The following is a 16,502-nucleotide window of genomic DNA, read 5'->3' as shown; positions in this document are numbered from 1 at the left end:
GGCTCAGTCCAGGGTGGCCAGGGCCGCGCGCGCCTCGTCCGCCGTCGACCGGTGCGGGTCCGCCGCCAGCAGGGCCTCCAGTGTTCTCCGGTACGCCACCTCGAACGCCCGCTCGGCCGGCGCATCGACCGCCGGGACCACCCCGACGCCCTCCCAGTTGGTGCCGCTGACCGCATGCACCGAGCGGGCCACCGGCACGGTGAGCTCCAGGTGCGGGTGGGTGCGGAAGCCGACCCGGGGGTGCGCCCCGCCCCGGGTGCGCTCGCCGACCACCGTGGCCCGGTCGAGCTGCTGGAGGTTGTACGCCAGATCTTCGCCGGCGGAGAAGGTCTGCGGGCCGGTGAGGACGTGTACCGGCTTGTCCGGGGCGTACCGGGGGACCGGCAGGTGGGCGGCGCTCCAGTACTGCCGGCCGGTGCCGGCCCGGTCGTACATGGTGTGCAGGTGCACCGGCTCGGCGAAGAACCAGCCGCAGACCAGGGCCACCATGTCCGGGCTGCCGCCCCGGTTGCCGCGCAGGTCGAGCAGGAGCGCGTCGGTGCCGGCGAGCAGCCCCAGCGCCGCCGTCACCGCCTCGCCGGCCAGCCCCGGCGGGAAGAGGTAGGGGCGGATGTCCAGCACTCCGACGTTGCCGGCCAGCCGTTCCACCCGGGCGATGCCGCCCATGGTGGTCTCGGCGAGGCGGGCGAACTGCTCGTCGGCGGGGCCTTCGTCGACCTCGGCCAGCGGCTCCCGGTGGTGCTTGAGTCGCAGGTGCAGGTCGCGGTTGGCCGACTGGAGGTCGGCGGTGACCAGCGCGCCGAGCGTCGCCGGGTCGGTGCCGTCGGCGTACCGGCCGGCGCGTAGCTGGTCGCCCAGGTGTGCCGCGATCCGCTCGGCGACCTCGGGGAAGACGTAGTGCTCGGCGACCAGCTTCGCCGAGCGTTCCACGATCCCGGTGATCTCGTCCTGTCGCATGTGGTGTCCCGTCCGTTTGTGCTGGCCGAGGCCGGGATGGTCCGGGTCGCCCACACCCGGCAGGTGCGCGGCGGCACCGAGCAGTACCACGAGCGCACCTTCCGGCGGCTGGCCCCCGGCACCGGCGACCCGGGCGCCACCGCCGCGCTGCTCGGCGCCGTCGCCGAGGAGTTGACCGTCGACCCCGACCCGCTGCTGCACCTGCGCCACCTGCGGCTCACCCCGGAGCAGGCGGGCCGGCTGCGCGCGACCCTCGACGAGCTCGTCGACCAGGCCGAGGAGGCCGGCCCGGACCAGCCCCGGCACGGCATCCTGGTGGCGCTCTACCGGCGGGACGACCAACCGCCGGCCGAGTGACGCCGACCGATCGGATCTGGCGGCGCCCCCGGGCGCTGACTAGGCTTGCCCCGTTCGCCGTCCGCAACCGGTCCTCATCGTCGAGGGTGCGCGTCAGAGAGAGCCGGAACGAATCGTTGTGCTCCAGCAGGACGTGAACCCGGCCGCCACGGCGCGGGTCCGTTCCCCGCTCTCCGGCCGCGTCGGGCTCGTCGCGGCCGCGTTCGTCGTACTCGGGGAAGCCTGCTGGCTGCTCGCCGGCCTGCCCGGCGCCGCCCTGGTCAGCGACCTCGGCGCGCTGGTCGTGGCGGCCTGGGCGGCGGTGTGCTGCATCCGGGTGGCCCGCCGGCACCCGCTCGCGCTGCGCTGGTTCTGGGGGCTGCTGGCCGCCACCATGGTGCTCGCCGCGCTCGGCCGGACGGTGTGGACGGTGGAGCGGCTCGGCGGCACCACGCTGCCGCACACCGCCCTGGTCGGCGCGCTCTTCACCACCGGCATCATCACCGGCACCGCCGCGCTGCTCTGCTCCCTGGCCGCCCCGCGCAGCCTGGTCGGGCAGGCCCGCACCCTGCTCGACGGGGTGATCGTGGCGCTGGCCCTCATCCCGATCGGCTGGGTGGTGGTGTTCCGCGACCTCGCCGCCGCCGACCTGGCCGACCCGCTGCGCACCTTCGGGCTGCTCTACCCGATGTTCGATCTGATGCAGCTCACCATCCTGGTGGCGGTGGCCGGGCCGGCCCGGCCGATGTGGCCGGCGCTCTCCCTGATCGGGGCCAGCCTCGCCACCCGGGCCGCCGCCGACGCCGTCTACGTCTCCCTGGTCGCGCACGGCAGCTACGCGCCGGGCCACCTGATCGACGTCTGCTGGCCGCTGAGCTACCTGCTGATCGGCGCGGCGACCGGGAGCCGGCCGCCGGGAGGCGGGGACGGCGAGGAGGAGCGCGAGTCGCCGCTGCCGCCGTGGTGGCGGGTGGCCCTGCCGTACCTGCCGGTGGGCGGGGCGATCGTCGCCGTGGTGCTGTCCCGCCGGCCCAGCGGGCAGACCCCGCACCTGATCTTCGTGGGCATGATGACGCTGCTCGGGGTGCTGGCCGTCCGGCAGGGGCTGGCCGCCAACGAGAATTTGCGGCTGGTCGCCCGGCTGCGCCGGCTCGCCTACTCCGACCAGCTCACCGGCCTGCCCAACCGGCTCACCTTCACCCGGCGGCTGCGCCGCGCGCTGCGCGCCGGCGGCCCGGTCGCCGTGCTGCTGCTCGACCTGGACGGATTCAAGCAGGTCAACGACCGCTTCGGGCACGCCGCCGGTGACCGGCTGCTGGCCACCATCGCGGAGCGGATGGGCGACGCGGTGCGCGGCGACGGGATGATCGCCCGGCTCGGCGGTGACGAGTTCGCGGTGCTGCTCGACCGGGACCGGCCGGTGTCGCCCGAGCGGCTCGCCGCGCGGCTGCTCGCCGCCCTCGAGCCGCTGCCCGGCGAGGAGGACCTCGGCGTGCACCCGTCGGCCAGCATCGGCATCGCCGAGTACGGCCCGCAGCACACCTCCCACACCGACCTGCTCCGCGACGCCGACATCGCCATGTACGCGGCCAAGGCGGCCGGCAAGTCCGCGTACCGCAGCTGCACGGCGGAGCTGCGCGAGTCGGCGGTGTCCCGGGCCGAGCTGATCGCCGACCTGCGCCGGGCCGTCGACGAGGGACAGCTGCTCGTGGAGTTCCAACCGATCGTCGACCTGGCCACCGGCGCGGTGCGCAGCGCCGAGGCGCTGGTCCGCTGGCGGCATCCCCGGCTCGGGGTGCTCGCCCCGGCGGCGTTCCTGCCGCTGGCCGAGGAGACCGGGCTGATCCTGGCCATCGACCGGTGGGTGATCCGGCAGGCGTGCGAGGCCGCGGCGACCTGGCGGCCGTACGCCCCCGAGGTCAGCGTCGCGGTGAACATCGCCGCCGCCCACCTGCGCCATCCCGACCTGATCGCCACGGTCGCCGGTGCGGTCGGCGCGGCCGGACTGCCCCCGCGCGCGCTGACCCTGGAACTCACCGAGTCCGCCCTGATCGAGCAGAGCGAGTCGGTGCTGGAACGCCTCGCCCAGCTCCGCGAGCTCGGCGTGCGGATCGCCATCGACGACTTCGGCACCGGCTACTCCTCGCTGAGCTACCTGCACCGGATCCCGGCCACCGAGCTGAAGATCGACCGGTCCTTCGTGGCCCGGCTCGACGCCGACGACGTCCGGGCGTACGCCACGGTGGAGATGGTCAACCGGCTGGCCGGGGCGTTCGACCTGGCGGTGGTGGCCGAGGGCGTGGAGACCGGCGCCCAGCACGCGGCCGTGGCCGCGATCGGTTGCCTGCACGGGCAGGGCTGGCGCTACGGCCGCCCGGCCAACCTGCCCGACCTGCTGGCGGCGCTCACCCCGCTCGACGTGGCCCGCTGACCGGCCCGGGTCGGGCGGGTCCAAGGTCCCGGTCGGGACAGGGGGTTCGGCCCTGCTCCCGGCGGAGTCCCGGCGGCCATGATTGCATGGTCGAAACCGAAAAGATCTCTCATCGATACAGGAGCTGACATGAAGCGACGGACACTGGATCTGCTGTTCAGCATCGGCGGGCTGGGCCTCGCGGTTCTGCTGCTCGTCGTGGGCATCGTCCTCACCACGAACGCCAACTTCGCCAACTCCTACGTGCACGACCAGCTCGCCGCCCAGCACGTCAGCTTCACCCCGGCGGACAAGCTGAGCGACGAGGAGAAGAAGTCCGACTGCCTGCGCGAGTACGCCGGCCAGCAGCTCACCACCGGCAAACAGGCCGAGTGCTACGCCAACGAGTACATCGGCCTGCACCTGAAGTCCATCGCCGGCGGCAAGACCTACGCCGACCTGGGCGAGCCGCAGACGGCGCTGCGTGAGCAGGTGGCCCAGGCCGAGCAGACCAACGCCGCCAACCTGGCCGACCTGCAGAAGCAGCTCGCCGACGTGACCGCCCAGCGGGAGACCGTGTTCAAGGGCGAGACGCTGCGCGGCCTGCTGCTCACCTCGTACGGGTTCAGCGAGTTCGGCCGGAAGGCCGGGCAGGGCGCCCTGGCCATGTACCTCGGTGCCGCGCTGCTCCTGCTGCTGTCGATCGCCGGCCTGGTGCACGCCTTCCGCACCCCGTCCAGCGAGACGTTCGCCGCCCCGGAGCGGGAGCGGGTCACCACCTGACCTGGTCCGCTCCGACCGCCCCCGGCCGCCTTCCCCCTCGCGGCCGGGGGCGGTCGCCGTTGTGGCCCGCCCGGCGGCGGCGGGCCGGACAATCGGGCTTGACCCTCACGCAGCGGGAGGCGGGAGCCTTGGTCGCGGAAGGGAGGGAACCATGGCATACACGGTGGGTCAGGTGGCCCGGGCCGCCCGGGTGACGGTGCGGACCCTGCACCACTACGACGAGATCGGGCTGCTGTCGCCGAGCGGGCGGACGCCGGCCGGCTACCGGCGCTACGACGACGCCGACCTGGAGCGGTTGCAGCTCATCCGGGCCTACCGGGAGCTGGGGTTCCCGCTGGAGGAGATCGCCGTGATCCTCGACGACCCGGGTGGCGACCCGCTGCCGCACCTGCGCCGCCAGCACGAGCTGCTGACCGGCCGGATCGGGAAGTTGCGGGACATGGTCGCGGCGATCGAGCTCGCGATGGAGGCGAGAAAGTTGGACATTCAGCTCACCCCGGAGGAGCGGTTCGAGGTGTTCGGAGACGTCGACCCGGCCGACCACGCGGAGGAGGCGGAGCGGCGCTGGGGCGGCACCGACGCGTACCGGCAGTCGACCGAGCGGGCGGCCCGGTACTCGAAGGAGGACTGGCTGCGCCACAAGGCCGAGAACGAGGAGTGGGGGCGGCGGATCACCGCGCTGATGGACTCCGGCGCCCCGGCCGACGGCCCGGAGGCCAGGGCGCTGGCCGAGGAGCACCGGCAGCTCATCAGCCGGTGGTTCTACGACTGCTCGTACGAGCTGCACACCGGGCTGGCCGACATGTACCTGGCCGACCCGCGGTTCACCGCGTACTTCGAGCAGATCCGGCCGGGGCTGGCCGGGTACCTGAGCGAGGCGATCCACGCCAACGCGATCGACCGGGCCTGACCGGCCGGGCCGACCGGTAAGCGGTGCTGAGGTCGCCTCCTGGCCAGCTGAGGCGGTTGTGGGCCGATGCCCGCCGGCGGCGGGCGCTACCGTGACGGTCCGGACCTGCCGGAGGAGGCGACATGGTGGTGCTCGGGCCGTACCCGTTGTGTCCCGCGTGTCGGGAGGTCAACGGCGGTCTGGTGGCGGCGCGGCATCCGCAGGTGCACGTCCGGGCGCACGGCCGGGAGGCGTGCGTCGACCGGGGACTGGCCGGCCTGATCGTGCACCTGTGGGCGGTGTGCGAGACCCGCAGTTGCTGCGAGGACGACAACGGTGCCGCGTACGTGGTGCCGACGCCGGACACCCGGGCGGCCGCCGAGGAGTTGTTGACCCGCCTCGGCCTGCGGGTCACGACCAGTGCGGGCATCCTGCACTTCGCGGTCCCGCCCGGGTTCCGGCTGGGTGACGCCGAGTTCGTGCGCCGTGCCCTGGCGCGGCCGCCCGCCGGGGAGGTGCGCTGGCGGGTGGGCGAGAGCGGCCGGTTCGAGACCGGCTGATCTCCCGGCCTCGACCGGGACCGGCCGCAAACCGGTCCGGTCGCCGTCCGAGTCGCCGCGCCGGTCAGGAGGGAGGGGCGGTGGGCGGCGGTTCCGCCGGCAGGCCGGGTGCCAGCCGCCGCAGCGAGGCGAACGTCGGCACGAGCGCGTCGTACAGCTCGGAGAAGAGCGGCAGCAGGGCCGCGTAGGTGGCGGCGGCGGCCGGGTCGGGGCGTACCGTCTCGTCGATCCGCACCAGGTCGGCGGCGACCTCGATCGACTCGATCAGGCCAAGGGCCTGCATGCCGAGCAGCGCCGCGCCGAAGCTCGATCCCTCGTGCCCGGCCGGGAAACGCACCGGCAGGCCGAGGGCGTCGGCGAGGATCTGCCGCCACAGCGGGCTGCGGGCGAAGCCACCGCTGGCCCGGATCTCGCGTACCTCGTTGCCGGCGGCGCGCACCGAGGCCAGGACCAGCGCGAGCTGCTGGCAGACCCCCTCCAGGGCGGCCCGCACCAGGTGCTCGCGGCGGTGGCCGTGGGCCAGCCCCACGTACGCGCCGCGCGGCAGCGCGCTCCAGTGCGGTGCCCGCTCGCTGAGCAGGTACGGCAGCATGATCAGCCCGCCCGAGCCGACGGGCGCCCGGGCGGCCAGGTCGAGCAGTTCCTCCTCGGTGTGCTCGCCGAGTTCCGGGGCGAGCGCCTCGCCGGCCCACTGCAACACGATGCCGCCGTTGTTGATCGCGCCGCCGACCACCCAGCGGTCCTCGGTCAGGGCGTAGCAGAAGACGCCACCGAGCGGGTCGACGCCGGGGCGTTCCACCATCACCCGCATGGCGCCGCTGGTGCCGATGGAGCAGGCCACCACGCCGGGACGCACCGCGCCGAGCCCCAGGTTGGCCAGCGGCCCGTCGCCGGCGCCCAGCACGACCGGGGTGCCGGCGGGCAGGCCGGTGGCCCGCGCGACCGGCGCGCTGAGCCCGGGCAGCACGTGGGTGGTGGGTACGAGCCGGGGCAGCCGCTCCGCGGTGATGCCGGCGATGCGGAGGGCCTCGGCGTCCCAGGTCAGCCGGTGGATGTCCAGCAGCCCGGTGGCCGAGGCGACCGAGTGGTCGGTGACCAGCGTGCCGGTCAGCCGCAGCAGCACGTAGTCCTTGATGCCGACCCAGTATGCGACCCGCTCGTGCAGCTTCGGCTCCTGCTCGGCGAACCAGACCAGCTTGGGCAGCGGCGCCATCGGGTGGATCGGGGTGCCGGTACGCCGGTGCAGGGCCAGCCCGGACGGGACCGCGCGCAGCCGCTCGGCCTGCGCGCTGGCCCGGGAGTCGGCCCAGGTGACCGAGGGGGTGAGCGGGGTGCCGTCGGCGTCCAGCCCGATCAGGCTGTGCATGGCGGTGCTGAAACAGAGCCCGGCCACCGGCATCGGGAGCTGCTCGACCACCGCCCGGATCGCGCCGACCACCGCGTCGACGATCAGTTGCGGGTCCTGCTGGGCGTAGCCGGGCTGCGGCTCGTCGAGCGGGTAGCCGATCGAGTGGGCGGCGAGCTGGCGGCCGCCGGTGTCGTACGCGACGGCCTTGGTGCTGGTGGTGCCGATGTCCACGCCCAGCACGACGGCCGTCCCGCCCACCGGACCACCTCCTCGTCAGGCCAGGGTTGCCCGTCCGGATGACGTTACCGACGCCGGCATCCAGCCGCATGGTGATGCGGGCCGGCCGCGATCACCGCCCCGGCGCCGACCATCGGCGGTCGGTTCCGGTTCGGCCTAACGTGCGGGTCAATCAGCCGATCGGTCAGATTGGCGACTTTTGCGTGTCTTGTTGGCCCTCTGCCGCCGTTACGTGAATGACACCCCGATTGGTGGGCTCGCGCGACGGAGGAGTCGGCGTGGCGATGACTGATTCGACGGGTTCCACATGGCGCTACCGGTGGGCGCACCGGCAGAACGAACGGCGGCAGCGGACGTTCCGCGCGGCCGACGAGGCCTGGCGGCAGCGCGACGAAGAGCTGCGCCGGCTGCGTACCCTCGCCGGGTCCTTCCACGGCTCGGCCGAGGCGGGCGCCGGACTGCCGATGGAGCTGGCCCCCGGCGAGGTGGTCTTCTGGACCCTGCCCGCCGCGCAACTCGTCGAGGTCCGGCACACCGCCGTGCTGCCCGCCCCCGAACTGGTCGTCGACCCCGACCCGCCGGTGCTGCGCCCCCGCCGCCCCGAAGGGGTCAAGGTCGTCGACGCCGGGCTGGCCGTGCTCACCAACCGCCGGCTCGTGCTGCTCGGCGGGCGGGGCCGCCGCGACTGGGCGTACGGGCGGATGACCGGGCTGTCCCACGACCCGGCCGCCCCGGTGACGCTGATCCAGGTCCTCGACCGGCGGCGCACCTCCGGGCTGCTGCTGCCCACCGGCGCGGTCGCCGACTTCCGGTTCAAGCTGACCCTGGCCTTCGCCGACGCGATCGAGCAGCGGGCCGCCGTCATCGCCCAGCTCGACGCGCTGATCGAGGAACACACCGCGATCCAACCGGTCCGCCCCGCCGTGCTCACCCCGGCCCAGGCCCGCGTCTCGGCCGTGCTCCCCGGCGGCCGGCGGACCGTCGCGGTCGGCATCGCCCTCGCCCTGGTCGTGCCGGCCATGCTCTTCGAGTCCGACCCGCCGGTGCGGCCCGGCTCGGAGATGGCCGCCGCGGCCACCCCGGCGACCAGCGCCACCCCCGCGCCGCCACCGGTCGCCCCCGCCGTGCGGAACGAGACCGCCAGCACGCCGACACCCCGTCGCGCCCGGCCCACCCGGCCGGCCGGCCCCACCACCCGGCACGCCACGCCGCAACCGCGCGGCGAGCGCCGCTGCGGCGCACCGGCCAACCCGTTCGGGTACGACTTCTGCGGCGGCGACCGGATCCGCCGGCCCGACCGGGACGTGTGCGACTGGTTCGACTGCGTGCCCGGCTTCTGGTCCGGGCGCGGCTGGCTGGTGCAGTGCCGCGACGGCTCGATCAGCCTCAGCGGCGGGCAGCGCGACTCCTGCGCGCGAAACGACGGCTACCGCCGTACCTTCTGGACCTGACGGGCCCGCCCGCCGTCCGCCGCTCAACCCCGCAGCCGGGCGTTGAGCCGGGCCGCCTGCCGGGTCAGGTGGTCCCGTTCGGCCAGGTACGGCGCCGACCGGGCGGCCTCGGCGTAGCCCCGGGCCGCGGTGACCAGGTCGCCGTCCCGCTCGTGCAGGTACGCGGCCACGGCGGCGTACCGGGGCAGGGCGGGGTCGAGCCCGGCCAGGGCGGCCAACCCGGCCCGCGGGCCGTCCGCCTCGCCGATCGCGACGGCCCGGTTGAGGCGGGCCACCGGGCTGTCGGTGAGCCGGACCAGTTCGTCGTACCACTCGACGATCTGCACCCAGTCGGTCTCCTCGGCCGTCGGGGCGTCGGCGTGCAGCGCGGCGATGGCGGCCTGGGCCTGGAACTCGCCCAACCGGTCCCGGGCCAGGGCGGCCTGGAGCACGTCGACGCCCTCGGCGATCAGGCGGGTGTCCCACCGGCCGCGGTTCTGCTCGGCGAGGGGCACCAGGGCGCCGTCGGGGCCGGTCCGGGCCGGCCGCCGCGCGTGGTGCAGCAGCATGAGCGCGAGCAGGCCCGCCACCTCCTCGTCCCGGGTCATGGCCGCCAGTTGGCGGGTGAGCCGGATCGCCTCGGCGGCGAGGTCGACGTCGCCCGAATAGCCCTCGTTGAAGACCAGGTAGAGCACGCGCAGCACGGTGGCCAGGTCACCGGGCTGGCCGAACCGGACGCCCGAGACGGTCCGCTTGGCCCGGCTGATCCGCTGGGCCATGGTCGCCTCCGGCACCAGGTAGGCGCGGGCGATCTGCCGCGTGGTCAGGCCGCCGACCGCGCGCAGCGTCAGCGCGACCGCCGAGGCCGGGGTCAGCGACGGGTGCGCGCACAGGAAGTACAGCTGGAGCGTGTCGTCGACCGCCTCGCCGGGGCCGGGCGGGGGCTCGGCGTCGACGAGCACCTCGCGCCGCCGCCGGGAGGTGTCGGCGCGAGCGGCGTCGAGGAACTTGCGCCAGGCCACCGCGACCAGCCAGCCCTTGGGGTCGCGCGGCACCTCGTCCGGCCACACCCGCACCGCCTCGACCAGGGCGTCCTGCACGGCATCCTCGGCCGCCGCGAAGTCGACTCCGCGGCGGACGAGGATCCCGATCACGGTGGGGGTGAGGGTCCGCAGCAGGGCCTCGTCCACCGTGCTCACTCCGTGATGGTCGGCGGCTCGGTCAGGAACGGCCGCACCTCGAGCCACTCGTGGATCGGCTTGCCCCCGGCGCCCGGCGCCGCGGACAGCTCGCCGGCCAGCTCCACCGCCCGCTCGTAGGAGTCGACGTCGATCACCATCCAGCCGGCGATCAGGTCCTTGGTCTCCGCGAACGGGCCGTCGGTGACCGGCGGGCGCCCCTCGCCGTCGTAGCGGACGAACGTGCCCTCCGGGGAGAGCGCCTGCCCGTCGACGAACTCCCCGGTGCCCTCCAGCCGGGCGGCGAAGTCCGCCATGTACTGCATGTGGGCCGAGATCTCCTCCGGCGTCCACTGGTCCATCGGCACGTTGTTGACCGGCGCGGGCGCGCCCCGGTAGTGCTTCAGCAGCAGGTACTTGGCCATCGTGTGCTCCTCTGTGCGGTACGGCCATTGTCGCCGTGTGCACTGCGGGGACGGAGCCGCCGGGCGGTTCTCGACATCCGGCCCAGGATTTTTCCCGACGATTTTCCGCCCACCCGGCCGGACCGATAACCGCTCGCGGCCGGCCGGCGGCGACGTTAGGGTCCGCCCGTGTCCCGTACCGTGACCCTGGTCCTGGTCGACCCCGCCGGCCGGCCGCTGGGCGCCCTGCCCCCGTTCGACGTGCCGGAGCCGTGGTGGCAGCAGGTCGGCGCGATCGTCGACGGGGCCCGCCACCGGTACGGCGTCGACGTCGCGGTGCTGCGGCTGCTCGCCGCCGACCGCCCGGAACCGCCCGGCGGCCACCTCACCTACCTGGCCGAGGTGTCCGCCCCGCCGGCGCTGCCGCTGGCGCCGGTGCCCGGGGGCGCGGACCACGGCGGCTCGTCGCCGGTGCCCGGGCGCCTCGCGCCGCACCCGCTGCGCGCCCCCTGGGCCGAGCCCGGCGGCCCGGCCCGCAGCCTCGCCTGGGCAACCGCCGAACTGGACCGGCTCGGCCGCCCGGTCACCGCCGTCCAGCAGCACCGCACCTGGAACCTCTCCGCCATCTGGCAGCTGCACGGCGCCGCGGGCAGCGCCTGGCTCAAGCAGGCGCCGCCGTTCTTCGGGCACGAGGCCGCCGTGCTGCGCTGGCTCGCCGGCGCCGCGCCCGACCTCGCCCCGACCCTGCTGGCCGCCGACGGCACCGGCCGGCTCCTGCTCGACCACGTGCCGGGCGAGGACCGCTACGCCGCCGACCCGGCCGAGCGGGCCGCCATCGCCGCCGACCAGCACACCGTCCAGCGCCGCGCCGCCGGCGACGTTCCGGCGCTGCTCGCCGCCGGCGTACCTGATCTGCGCGGTCCGGCGCTGGCCGGCTGGATCCGGGACCGGCTCGCCCCGTACGACGTCGCGGACGCGGCCGACCTGCTCGCCGGACTCGACGACCGGCTCGCCGGGCTGGCCGACTGCGGCCTGCCCGACACCCTCGTCCACGGCGACCTGCACCCCGGCAACGTGCGCGGCGACGGCCGGCGGCGCACCCTGATCGACTGGGGGGACGCCTTCGTCGGGCACCCCGCCTTCGACATCCTGCGGCTCACCGACACCCTCGACGAGGCCACCGCCGCGCCGCTGCGCGCCGCCTGGGCCGCCCGCTGGCAGGCCGACGTGCCCGGCAGCGACCCGCACCGGGCCGTCGAGCTGCTCCGCCCGGTCGCCCCGCTGCGGATGGCCGCCGTGTACGCGATGTTCCTCGCCGGCATCGAGCCCACCGAACACCCCTACCACCGCAACGACGTGCCGGCCTGCCTGAAGCAGGCGGCCGCCGCGGCGTGACGGTCAGACCCGCCGCACCGGGACCCACAGCTCCGCCTCGGCGGTCTCCCCGCCCGGCGCCACCCGGACCTTCGAGATCTCCGGCCCCGGCCGGCTCTCGTACGGGTTCGACGGGAACCACTGGGTGAACACGTCCCGCCACAGCTGCTGCACCGCCTGCGGGAACGCCCCCGCGACGCGGAACACCGCCCACGACCCGGCCGCCACCGGCAGGCGGTCCAGGTCCTCCGGCGCCTCCGCGCCGGTCACCACCCCGTGCCAGTAGTCCAGCTCGGTGCCCTCCGCCCGGGAACCGGCCAGGTCGTCGCTGACGTTGACGATCCCGTGCGGCTCCTGGTCCGACAGCGCCTCGATCCGGCGTACGGTCTCCTGGTCGATGCCCCGGACGAACGCCACGATGTGCGGGTTCATCCCCTCGTGCACCAGCGGCACCCGGGCCTTCCGCCCGACCAGGTGGAAGGCCTCCTTCGCCACGATCCGGTATTCCATGCTGGCGCTCCCTTCGACGACGAGCCGGAAGGACATCCGGGGCTGCGCGCGCAGCGATGCGCCGGTACGCCGGGCCTCCTGCGGGCCGATCCCGTGCATCGCCCGGAACGCCCGGGCGAACGCCTCGTGCGAGCCGTACCCCCAGCGGACCGCGACGTCGAGCAGCGGCGCCTCCCCGGCCACGACCTCCGCCCCCGCCACGGTCAGCCGCCGGCGCCGCACGTACTCCGACAGCGGAAGCCCGGCGAGGGCCGAGAAGAGCCGCCGGAAATGGTGCTCCGACACGGCGGCGATGCGGGCCAGCGCGGCCACGTCGAGCGGCTGATCGAGGTGCCGTTCGAGATGGTCCATGGCCTGGTTGAGCCGCTCCAGCACCCGATGCCCCTTCCTGATTGACGGCTCCGACGCTAGGCGCCGCCACCTGCACCGACCCGATCCCGGCCGACCCGATCCGATCGGCTGGCGCGGGTGCCCCATCATGGCGTCGTGATCAAGCTGAAGCGGAAGCGCCGCAAGAAGGACCGGGACTGGTGCGACTGCGACCTGCCCGACTGCCGATTCTGCGACTGTGACGGCCCGGGCGGCTGCGACTTCGGCCTCTTCTCGACGCTGCTCACCCTCGGCGCGCTCGTCGCCGGTGCGACCCGCGTCCCGGTCGTCGACCGCGCCGGCCGGGCCGCCATCCTCGGCTACCGGCGCTGGCTGTCGCACCGCTGGCCCGGCCAGTGCCGCTTCACCCCCACGTGCAGCGCCTACGGCCTGGCCGCCGTCGAGAAGTACGGCCTCGCGGTGGGCGGCCGGCTGGCCGCCGACCGGGTACGCCGCTGCCGCCCGCCGGTCCCGCGCGGCACCCACGATCCGCTGCGCTGAACGCGGACCGCCGGTGAGCAGCACCCGCACCAGCGGTCGACCAGGCTGCGGCCGGGCGAGGGCGGGTGGTGCGGGGTGGTTCGCGACCGGTTGCGGTCAGTGCGCCTGCGGCTTTGGCCTGCGCCTGCGGCTTTGGGCTGTGCCTGCGGCTTGGGCTGTGCCTGCGCCTGCGGCTTGGGCTGTGCCTGCGTCTGCGGCTTGGGCTGTGCCCCGCGGCTTGGGCTGCGCCTGCGTCTGCGTCTGCGTCTGCGCCTGCGGCTTGGGCTGTGCCTGCGCCTGCGTCTGCGTCTGCGTCTGCGTCTGCGTCTGAGGCTTGGGCTGCGGCTCGGCCGGCCGGACCGCCGTCGGCCAGGCCCGGCCCGGCGACGCCGCCCCCCGACGCGAGCGACGACCGGTGGGCCGAGACGCCGTCCTCGCGGGCGTCTCGGTGCTCAACGGCGATATGCCTCTGCGGCATCTTTATGCCCCAGAGGCATATCGCCAAGAAGTGGTGCGTCCTCTCGGCGGAGCCCGTGGAGCCGGTACCGACACCGGCCAGCGGCCGTGTGGCGCCGCCGGGCGCACCTGCGGCCGCGCCGAATGGTGTCCGTGCGGACCGCCCGTCGCACGCGCCGGAGATGGGCCGGACGCCACCCCGACCCGGGCGGTCACCCAAGGCGGGCGGTCACCCAAGGCGGGCGGTCACCCAAGGCGGGCGGTCACCCAAGGCGGGCGGTCACCCAGCGCGGGCGGTCACCCAGCGCGGGCGGTCACCCAGCGCGGGCGGCCACCCGACCCGGGCGATCACCCAACGCGGGCGGTCACCCGACCCGGGCGGTCACCCGACCCGGGCCTCATGCAGCCCGGGGCGGCAACCCGAGTGTTATCCGGGGTCGGTGCCGGTTCAGGGTGCTGGCGGGCGGGCGGTGGCGCCACCGGGCCGTGGGCGTAGCGCCATCGGGCCGCCGAACACCACCGGCACGCCGGGGGAGTGGAGCACGCTCACCGGCGGCCCCGGCATCGGTGGCAGGCCGGCGGCGGTGACCAGTTCGTCGTCCAGGTGCAGCAGCTCGGCGCGGTGCAACGGCCAGCGCGGATGCCAGTTCGGCAGGTGCAGGGTGCGTCCGTACGCCCGGGTGTGCAGGCCCCAACGGGCGGTGAGGAAGTGTTCCAGCGGCGTCGGCTCGGCGATCGGGTCGCCGACCCGTACCGTCATCCGGCTGGCGGCGCCGCGCGGGCCGGGCCAGCGGCGCCGGCAGCGGTAGGTCAGCCGGTCGCCGTCGCGGTCCAGCCGCATCGCCGACCACTTGTACGGCAGCCGCAGGCTGAGCTGCGCGACCAGCACCGGCACCAGCCGGGACGCGTCCAGCGAGCGGAACACCACCGCCCGTCGGCCGGTGCCGTCGACCGAGTACAGCCGGACGTTGGTCTCCCAGAAGGTGCCGAAGTAGGGGATCCCGGGGCCGCGCCCGAGGCCCAGCCCGACCATCCGGAACCCGATCAGGCCGACGTAGCTGAGCCCGTCGACGGTGTCCGGGCGGGTGCCGGCGGGCAGCAGCGGCGCCACGATCTCCGGCGCGACCGCCCAGTGCAGGAAGGTGAGGTCCTGCCAGCGCTGCCGCAGCGACGCCCACGGGAACGTCCGGGTCGGCGCCACCTCGACCGGCTCGATGTCCACGGCGTCATCGTGCCGGACGGACGGCGGGTTCTTCCAGCCGGAGACCAACACCGCGAAGCGGGTCGGGCGGCGACGTCAGTCGAGGACCGTCGCCGAGCGCCCGTCATGCACCGTGTACGCGCCCGCGGAGATCGCGCCGAGGCGCGTGGGCGTGAGGGTCAGCGAGACGACGCCGCCGGGCAGGACGCGCGAGCTCTCCTCGACGGTGGTGAACGCCGCGGGCACCGATCCGTCGGGGAACAGGCGCTTGCCCGTGCCGACGACGACCGGGTACTGGAGCAGCCGGTAGACATCGACGAGTCCGGCCTGGTGCAGTGTCTGCACGAGCTTCCAACTTCCGTGAACCTGGAGTTCCCCGCCGGGAAGCTCCTTGAGGCGGCGCACCTCGTCAGCCAGGTCACCGCGGAGGACCGTCGTCGGGTGCCAGTCGGCTTCATCGTCGGTCAGCGTGGAGCTGACGACATACTTCGGCAGCGTGTTGAGCCGGGTGGCGATCAGGTTGTCCGGTTCGGTGACCTTCGGCCAGTATCCGCCGAGCAGGCCGAAGCTGGTGCGGCCGAAGAGGAACGCGTCGGCCTCATGGAACCAGCCTTCGACGACCTCGTTGGTCCAGGTCGAGGCGTACGGAACGAGCCACCCGCCGCGGTCGAAGCCGCCGGAGCGGTCCTCGTCGGGGGCGCCGGGCCCCTGCATGACGCCGTCGAGACTGACGAAGGTGTTGACGCTGAGCAGCACGGTTCTCCTCGGAACTCGGGTCGCGGACAGCCGGCCAGGTTGGCTGGCAGCCGGACGCTAGCTGCCCGGCCCAGGGTGGGTCTTGTACAGGAACGACATCGAGGCAACCTGACCCGCCCGCAGCTCGCGCGCGGTGTGCCCGACGTAGCGGCGCAGCGCGTGCGCGAGGTGGGCCTGGTCGAAGTACCCCAACGTCTCGACGACGGTGCGCCAGTCAAGGCCGTCGCGCAGCATCGTGGCCGCGGCGTTCGCCCGGTCGATCTGCCGCACGGTGGTTCGCGAAAGCCCAGTGATCGCTCGGTGCCGGCGCTGCAGGGTTCGGTCGGTCGGGCCGGCTTCGGGATGCTCGGCGGCCTGCTCCCCGAGATGCGAGCGCACCAGCAGGCCCGCGTCCCGCAGTCGGCGGACGAAGTGCTCGACGTTCTCGAACGTCGGCGCCTCCCAGCCCTCGCCGCCGATGACGATCCGGCCGAATTCGGTCACCGGGAACGGCACGTACCCATCGACGACCGAGGCGGCACGATGCGGCCGAAGAACCGCGCCGAACGCGAATCGGACCCCGAGGAACTCGGTGCCCGGCGGGACCGGTGCCGTGGTCGCTCTGGTCTCGGGCCCGCGCAGGCCGGCGAGGAGGCGTCCCCGCGCCCGCGAGAAGATCAGATGCCAGCAGGTGCGTGCCGCGGACGTCATCGTCTCCTCCGCGTCGGAGCGGGTGCGCCACACCCGGTCGACGAGGCTCACGTCGATCTCGGTGGCGCGATGCTCGAACCGCAGGGCCACGGCCTCCTCCGTCTTCAATCCGCCAAGGTTGCCTGCTCAGGCTA

Annotated in this window: 16 protein-coding genes; 8 read left to right on the top strand and 8 right to left on the bottom strand. The window is 74.6% G+C overall.

The features are described 5' to 3' along the window. Positions 1-3: 3 nt before the first annotated feature. Positions 4-957 carry a S41 family peptidase gene (locus ACIBPB_RS00590; protein ID WP_396837539.1) on the bottom strand — a complete coding sequence of 318 codons (954 nt, stop codon included), beginning with the start codon at positions 955-957 and terminating at the stop codon, positions 4-6. Between the two features lie 3 nt (positions 958-960). On the opposite strand from ACIBPB_RS00590, the gene ACIBPB_RS00585 reads away from it, so the two are divergent. The 5 genes from ACIBPB_RS00585 (at position 961) to ACIBPB_RS00565 (ending at position 5,935) form a co-directional block, all read left to right on the top strand. Next, positions 961-1,314, top strand: a complete 354-nt coding sequence (locus tag ACIBPB_RS00585; protein WP_396837538.1) for a hypothetical protein — start codon at positions 961-963, stop codon at positions 1,312-1,314. Between the two features lie 118 nt (positions 1,315-1,432). Then, on the top strand, positions 1,433-3,724 hold the full coding sequence (locus ACIBPB_RS00580; protein WP_396837537.1) for a putative bifunctional diguanylate cyclase/phosphodiesterase: 2,292 nt from the start codon (positions 1,433-1,435) through the stop codon (positions 3,722-3,724). Between the two features lie 129 nt (positions 3,725-3,853). Further along, on the top strand, positions 3,854-4,486 hold the full coding sequence (locus ACIBPB_RS00575; protein WP_396837536.1) for a hypothetical protein: 633 nt from the start codon (positions 3,854-3,856) through the stop codon (positions 4,484-4,486). 151 nt (positions 4,487-4,637) lie between these two features. After that, complete coding sequence (locus tag ACIBPB_RS00570; RefSeq protein WP_396837535.1) at positions 4,638-5,396, top strand: MerR family transcriptional regulator; 759 nt, start codon at positions 4,638-4,640, stop codon at positions 5,394-5,396. Between the two features lie 122 nt (positions 5,397-5,518). Continuing rightward, complete coding sequence (locus tag ACIBPB_RS00565; protein WP_396837534.1) at positions 5,519-5,935, top strand: hypothetical protein; 417 nt, start codon at positions 5,519-5,521, stop codon at positions 5,933-5,935. Positions 5,936-5,999: 64 nt separating this feature from the next. On the opposite strand, the gene ACIBPB_RS00560 is transcribed toward ACIBPB_RS00565, so the two are convergent. Next, positions 6,000-7,541 (bottom strand): gluconokinase, encoded by a 1,542-nt coding sequence (locus ACIBPB_RS00560; RefSeq protein WP_396837533.1) that lies wholly within the window; start codon positions 7,539-7,541, stop codon positions 6,000-6,002. A 257-nt stretch (positions 7,542-7,798) separates the two neighbouring features. On the opposite strand from ACIBPB_RS00560, the gene ACIBPB_RS00555 reads away from it, so the two are divergent. Then, positions 7,799-8,971: a hypothetical protein gene (locus ACIBPB_RS00555; RefSeq protein WP_396837532.1), complete on the top strand. Its 1,173-nt coding sequence runs from the start codon at positions 7,799-7,801 to the stop codon at positions 8,969-8,971. Between the two features lie 23 nt (positions 8,972-8,994). Here ACIBPB_RS00555 and ACIBPB_RS00550 read toward each other — a convergent pair whose 3' ends face one another. Both ACIBPB_RS00550 and ACIBPB_RS00545 read right to left on the bottom strand, forming a co-directional pair. Then, positions 8,995-10,140, bottom strand: a complete 1,146-nt coding sequence (locus ACIBPB_RS00550) for an RNA polymerase sigma factor (RefSeq protein WP_396838144.1) — start codon at positions 10,138-10,140, stop codon at positions 8,995-8,997. Between the two features lie 5 nt (positions 10,141-10,145). After that, a complete protein-coding gene (locus ACIBPB_RS00545; protein ID WP_396837531.1) occupies positions 10,146-10,553 on the bottom strand; it encodes a YciI family protein in 408 nt (135 codons plus the stop codon). Between the two features lie 168 nt (positions 10,554-10,721). Here ACIBPB_RS00545 and ACIBPB_RS00540 point away from each other — a divergent pair, with 168 nt between their 5' ends. After that, positions 10,722-11,927, top strand: coding sequence for a phosphotransferase family protein (locus ACIBPB_RS00540; protein WP_396837530.1), 1,206 nt, complete (start codon positions 10,722-10,724; stop codon positions 11,925-11,927). 3 nt (positions 11,928-11,930) lie between these two features. Here ACIBPB_RS00540 and ACIBPB_RS00535 read toward each other — a convergent pair whose 3' ends face one another. Further along, positions 11,931-12,791, bottom strand: coding sequence for a helix-turn-helix domain-containing protein (locus ACIBPB_RS00535; protein ID WP_396837529.1), 861 nt, complete (start codon positions 12,789-12,791; stop codon positions 11,931-11,933). A gap of 111 nt (positions 12,792-12,902) precedes the next feature. Here ACIBPB_RS00535 and yidD point away from each other — a divergent pair, with 111 nt between their 5' ends. Beyond that, entirely contained in the window at positions 12,903-13,286 is a 384-nt protein-coding gene (yidD, locus tag ACIBPB_RS00530; RefSeq protein WP_396837528.1) for a membrane protein insertion efficiency factor YidD, read from the top strand. Positions 13,287-14,169: 883 nt separating this feature from the next. Here yidD and ACIBPB_RS00525 read toward each other — a convergent pair. From ACIBPB_RS00525 to ACIBPB_RS00515, 3 genes are all read right to left on the bottom strand, one after another. Further along, positions 14,170-14,943 carry a YqjF family protein gene (locus ACIBPB_RS00525; protein WP_396837527.1) on the bottom strand — a complete coding sequence of 258 codons (774 nt, stop codon included), beginning with the start codon at positions 14,941-14,943 and terminating at the stop codon, positions 14,170-14,172. A 75-nt stretch (positions 14,944-15,018) separates the two neighbouring features. Beyond that, the gene (locus ACIBPB_RS00520; RefSeq protein WP_396837526.1) at positions 15,019-15,678 is read right to left on the bottom strand and encodes a dihydrofolate reductase family protein; all 660 of its coding nucleotides are present in this window, start codon (positions 15,676-15,678) and stop codon (positions 15,019-15,021) included. Positions 15,679-15,735: 57 nt separating this feature from the next. Continuing rightward, complete coding sequence (locus ACIBPB_RS00515) at positions 15,736-16,458, bottom strand: helix-turn-helix domain-containing protein (RefSeq protein ID WP_396837525.1); 723 nt, start codon at positions 16,456-16,458, stop codon at positions 15,736-15,738. Positions 16,459-16,502: the final 44 nt, after the last annotated feature.

Source organism: Micromonospora sp. NPDC049836 (assembly GCF_044465125.1).
Taxonomy (GTDB): Bacteria; Actinomycetota; Actinomycetes; order Mycobacteriales; family Micromonosporaceae; genus Micromonospora.
This window is presented reverse-complemented; position numbering and strand designations above follow the sequence as displayed.

Coding starts and splice junctions, on each gene's coding strand:
- ACIBPB_RS00590 (WP_396837539.1), bottom strand. CDS start 957: ATGCGACAGGACGAGATCACCGGGATCGTGGAACGCTCGGCGAAGCTG.
- ACIBPB_RS00575 (WP_396837536.1), top strand. CDS start 3,854: ATGAAGCGACGGACACTGGATCTGCTGTTCAGCATCGGCGGGCTGGGC.
- ACIBPB_RS00570 (WP_396837535.1), top strand. CDS start 4,638: ATGGCATACACGGTGGGTCAGGTGGCCCGGGCCGCCCGGGTGACGGTG.
- ACIBPB_RS00565 (WP_396837534.1), top strand. CDS start 5,519: ATGGTGGTGCTCGGGCCGTACCCGTTGTGTCCCGCGTGTCGGGAGGTC.
- ACIBPB_RS00545 (WP_396837531.1), bottom strand. CDS start 10,553: ATGGCCAAGTACCTGCTGCTGAAGCACTACCGGGGCGCGCCCGCGCCG.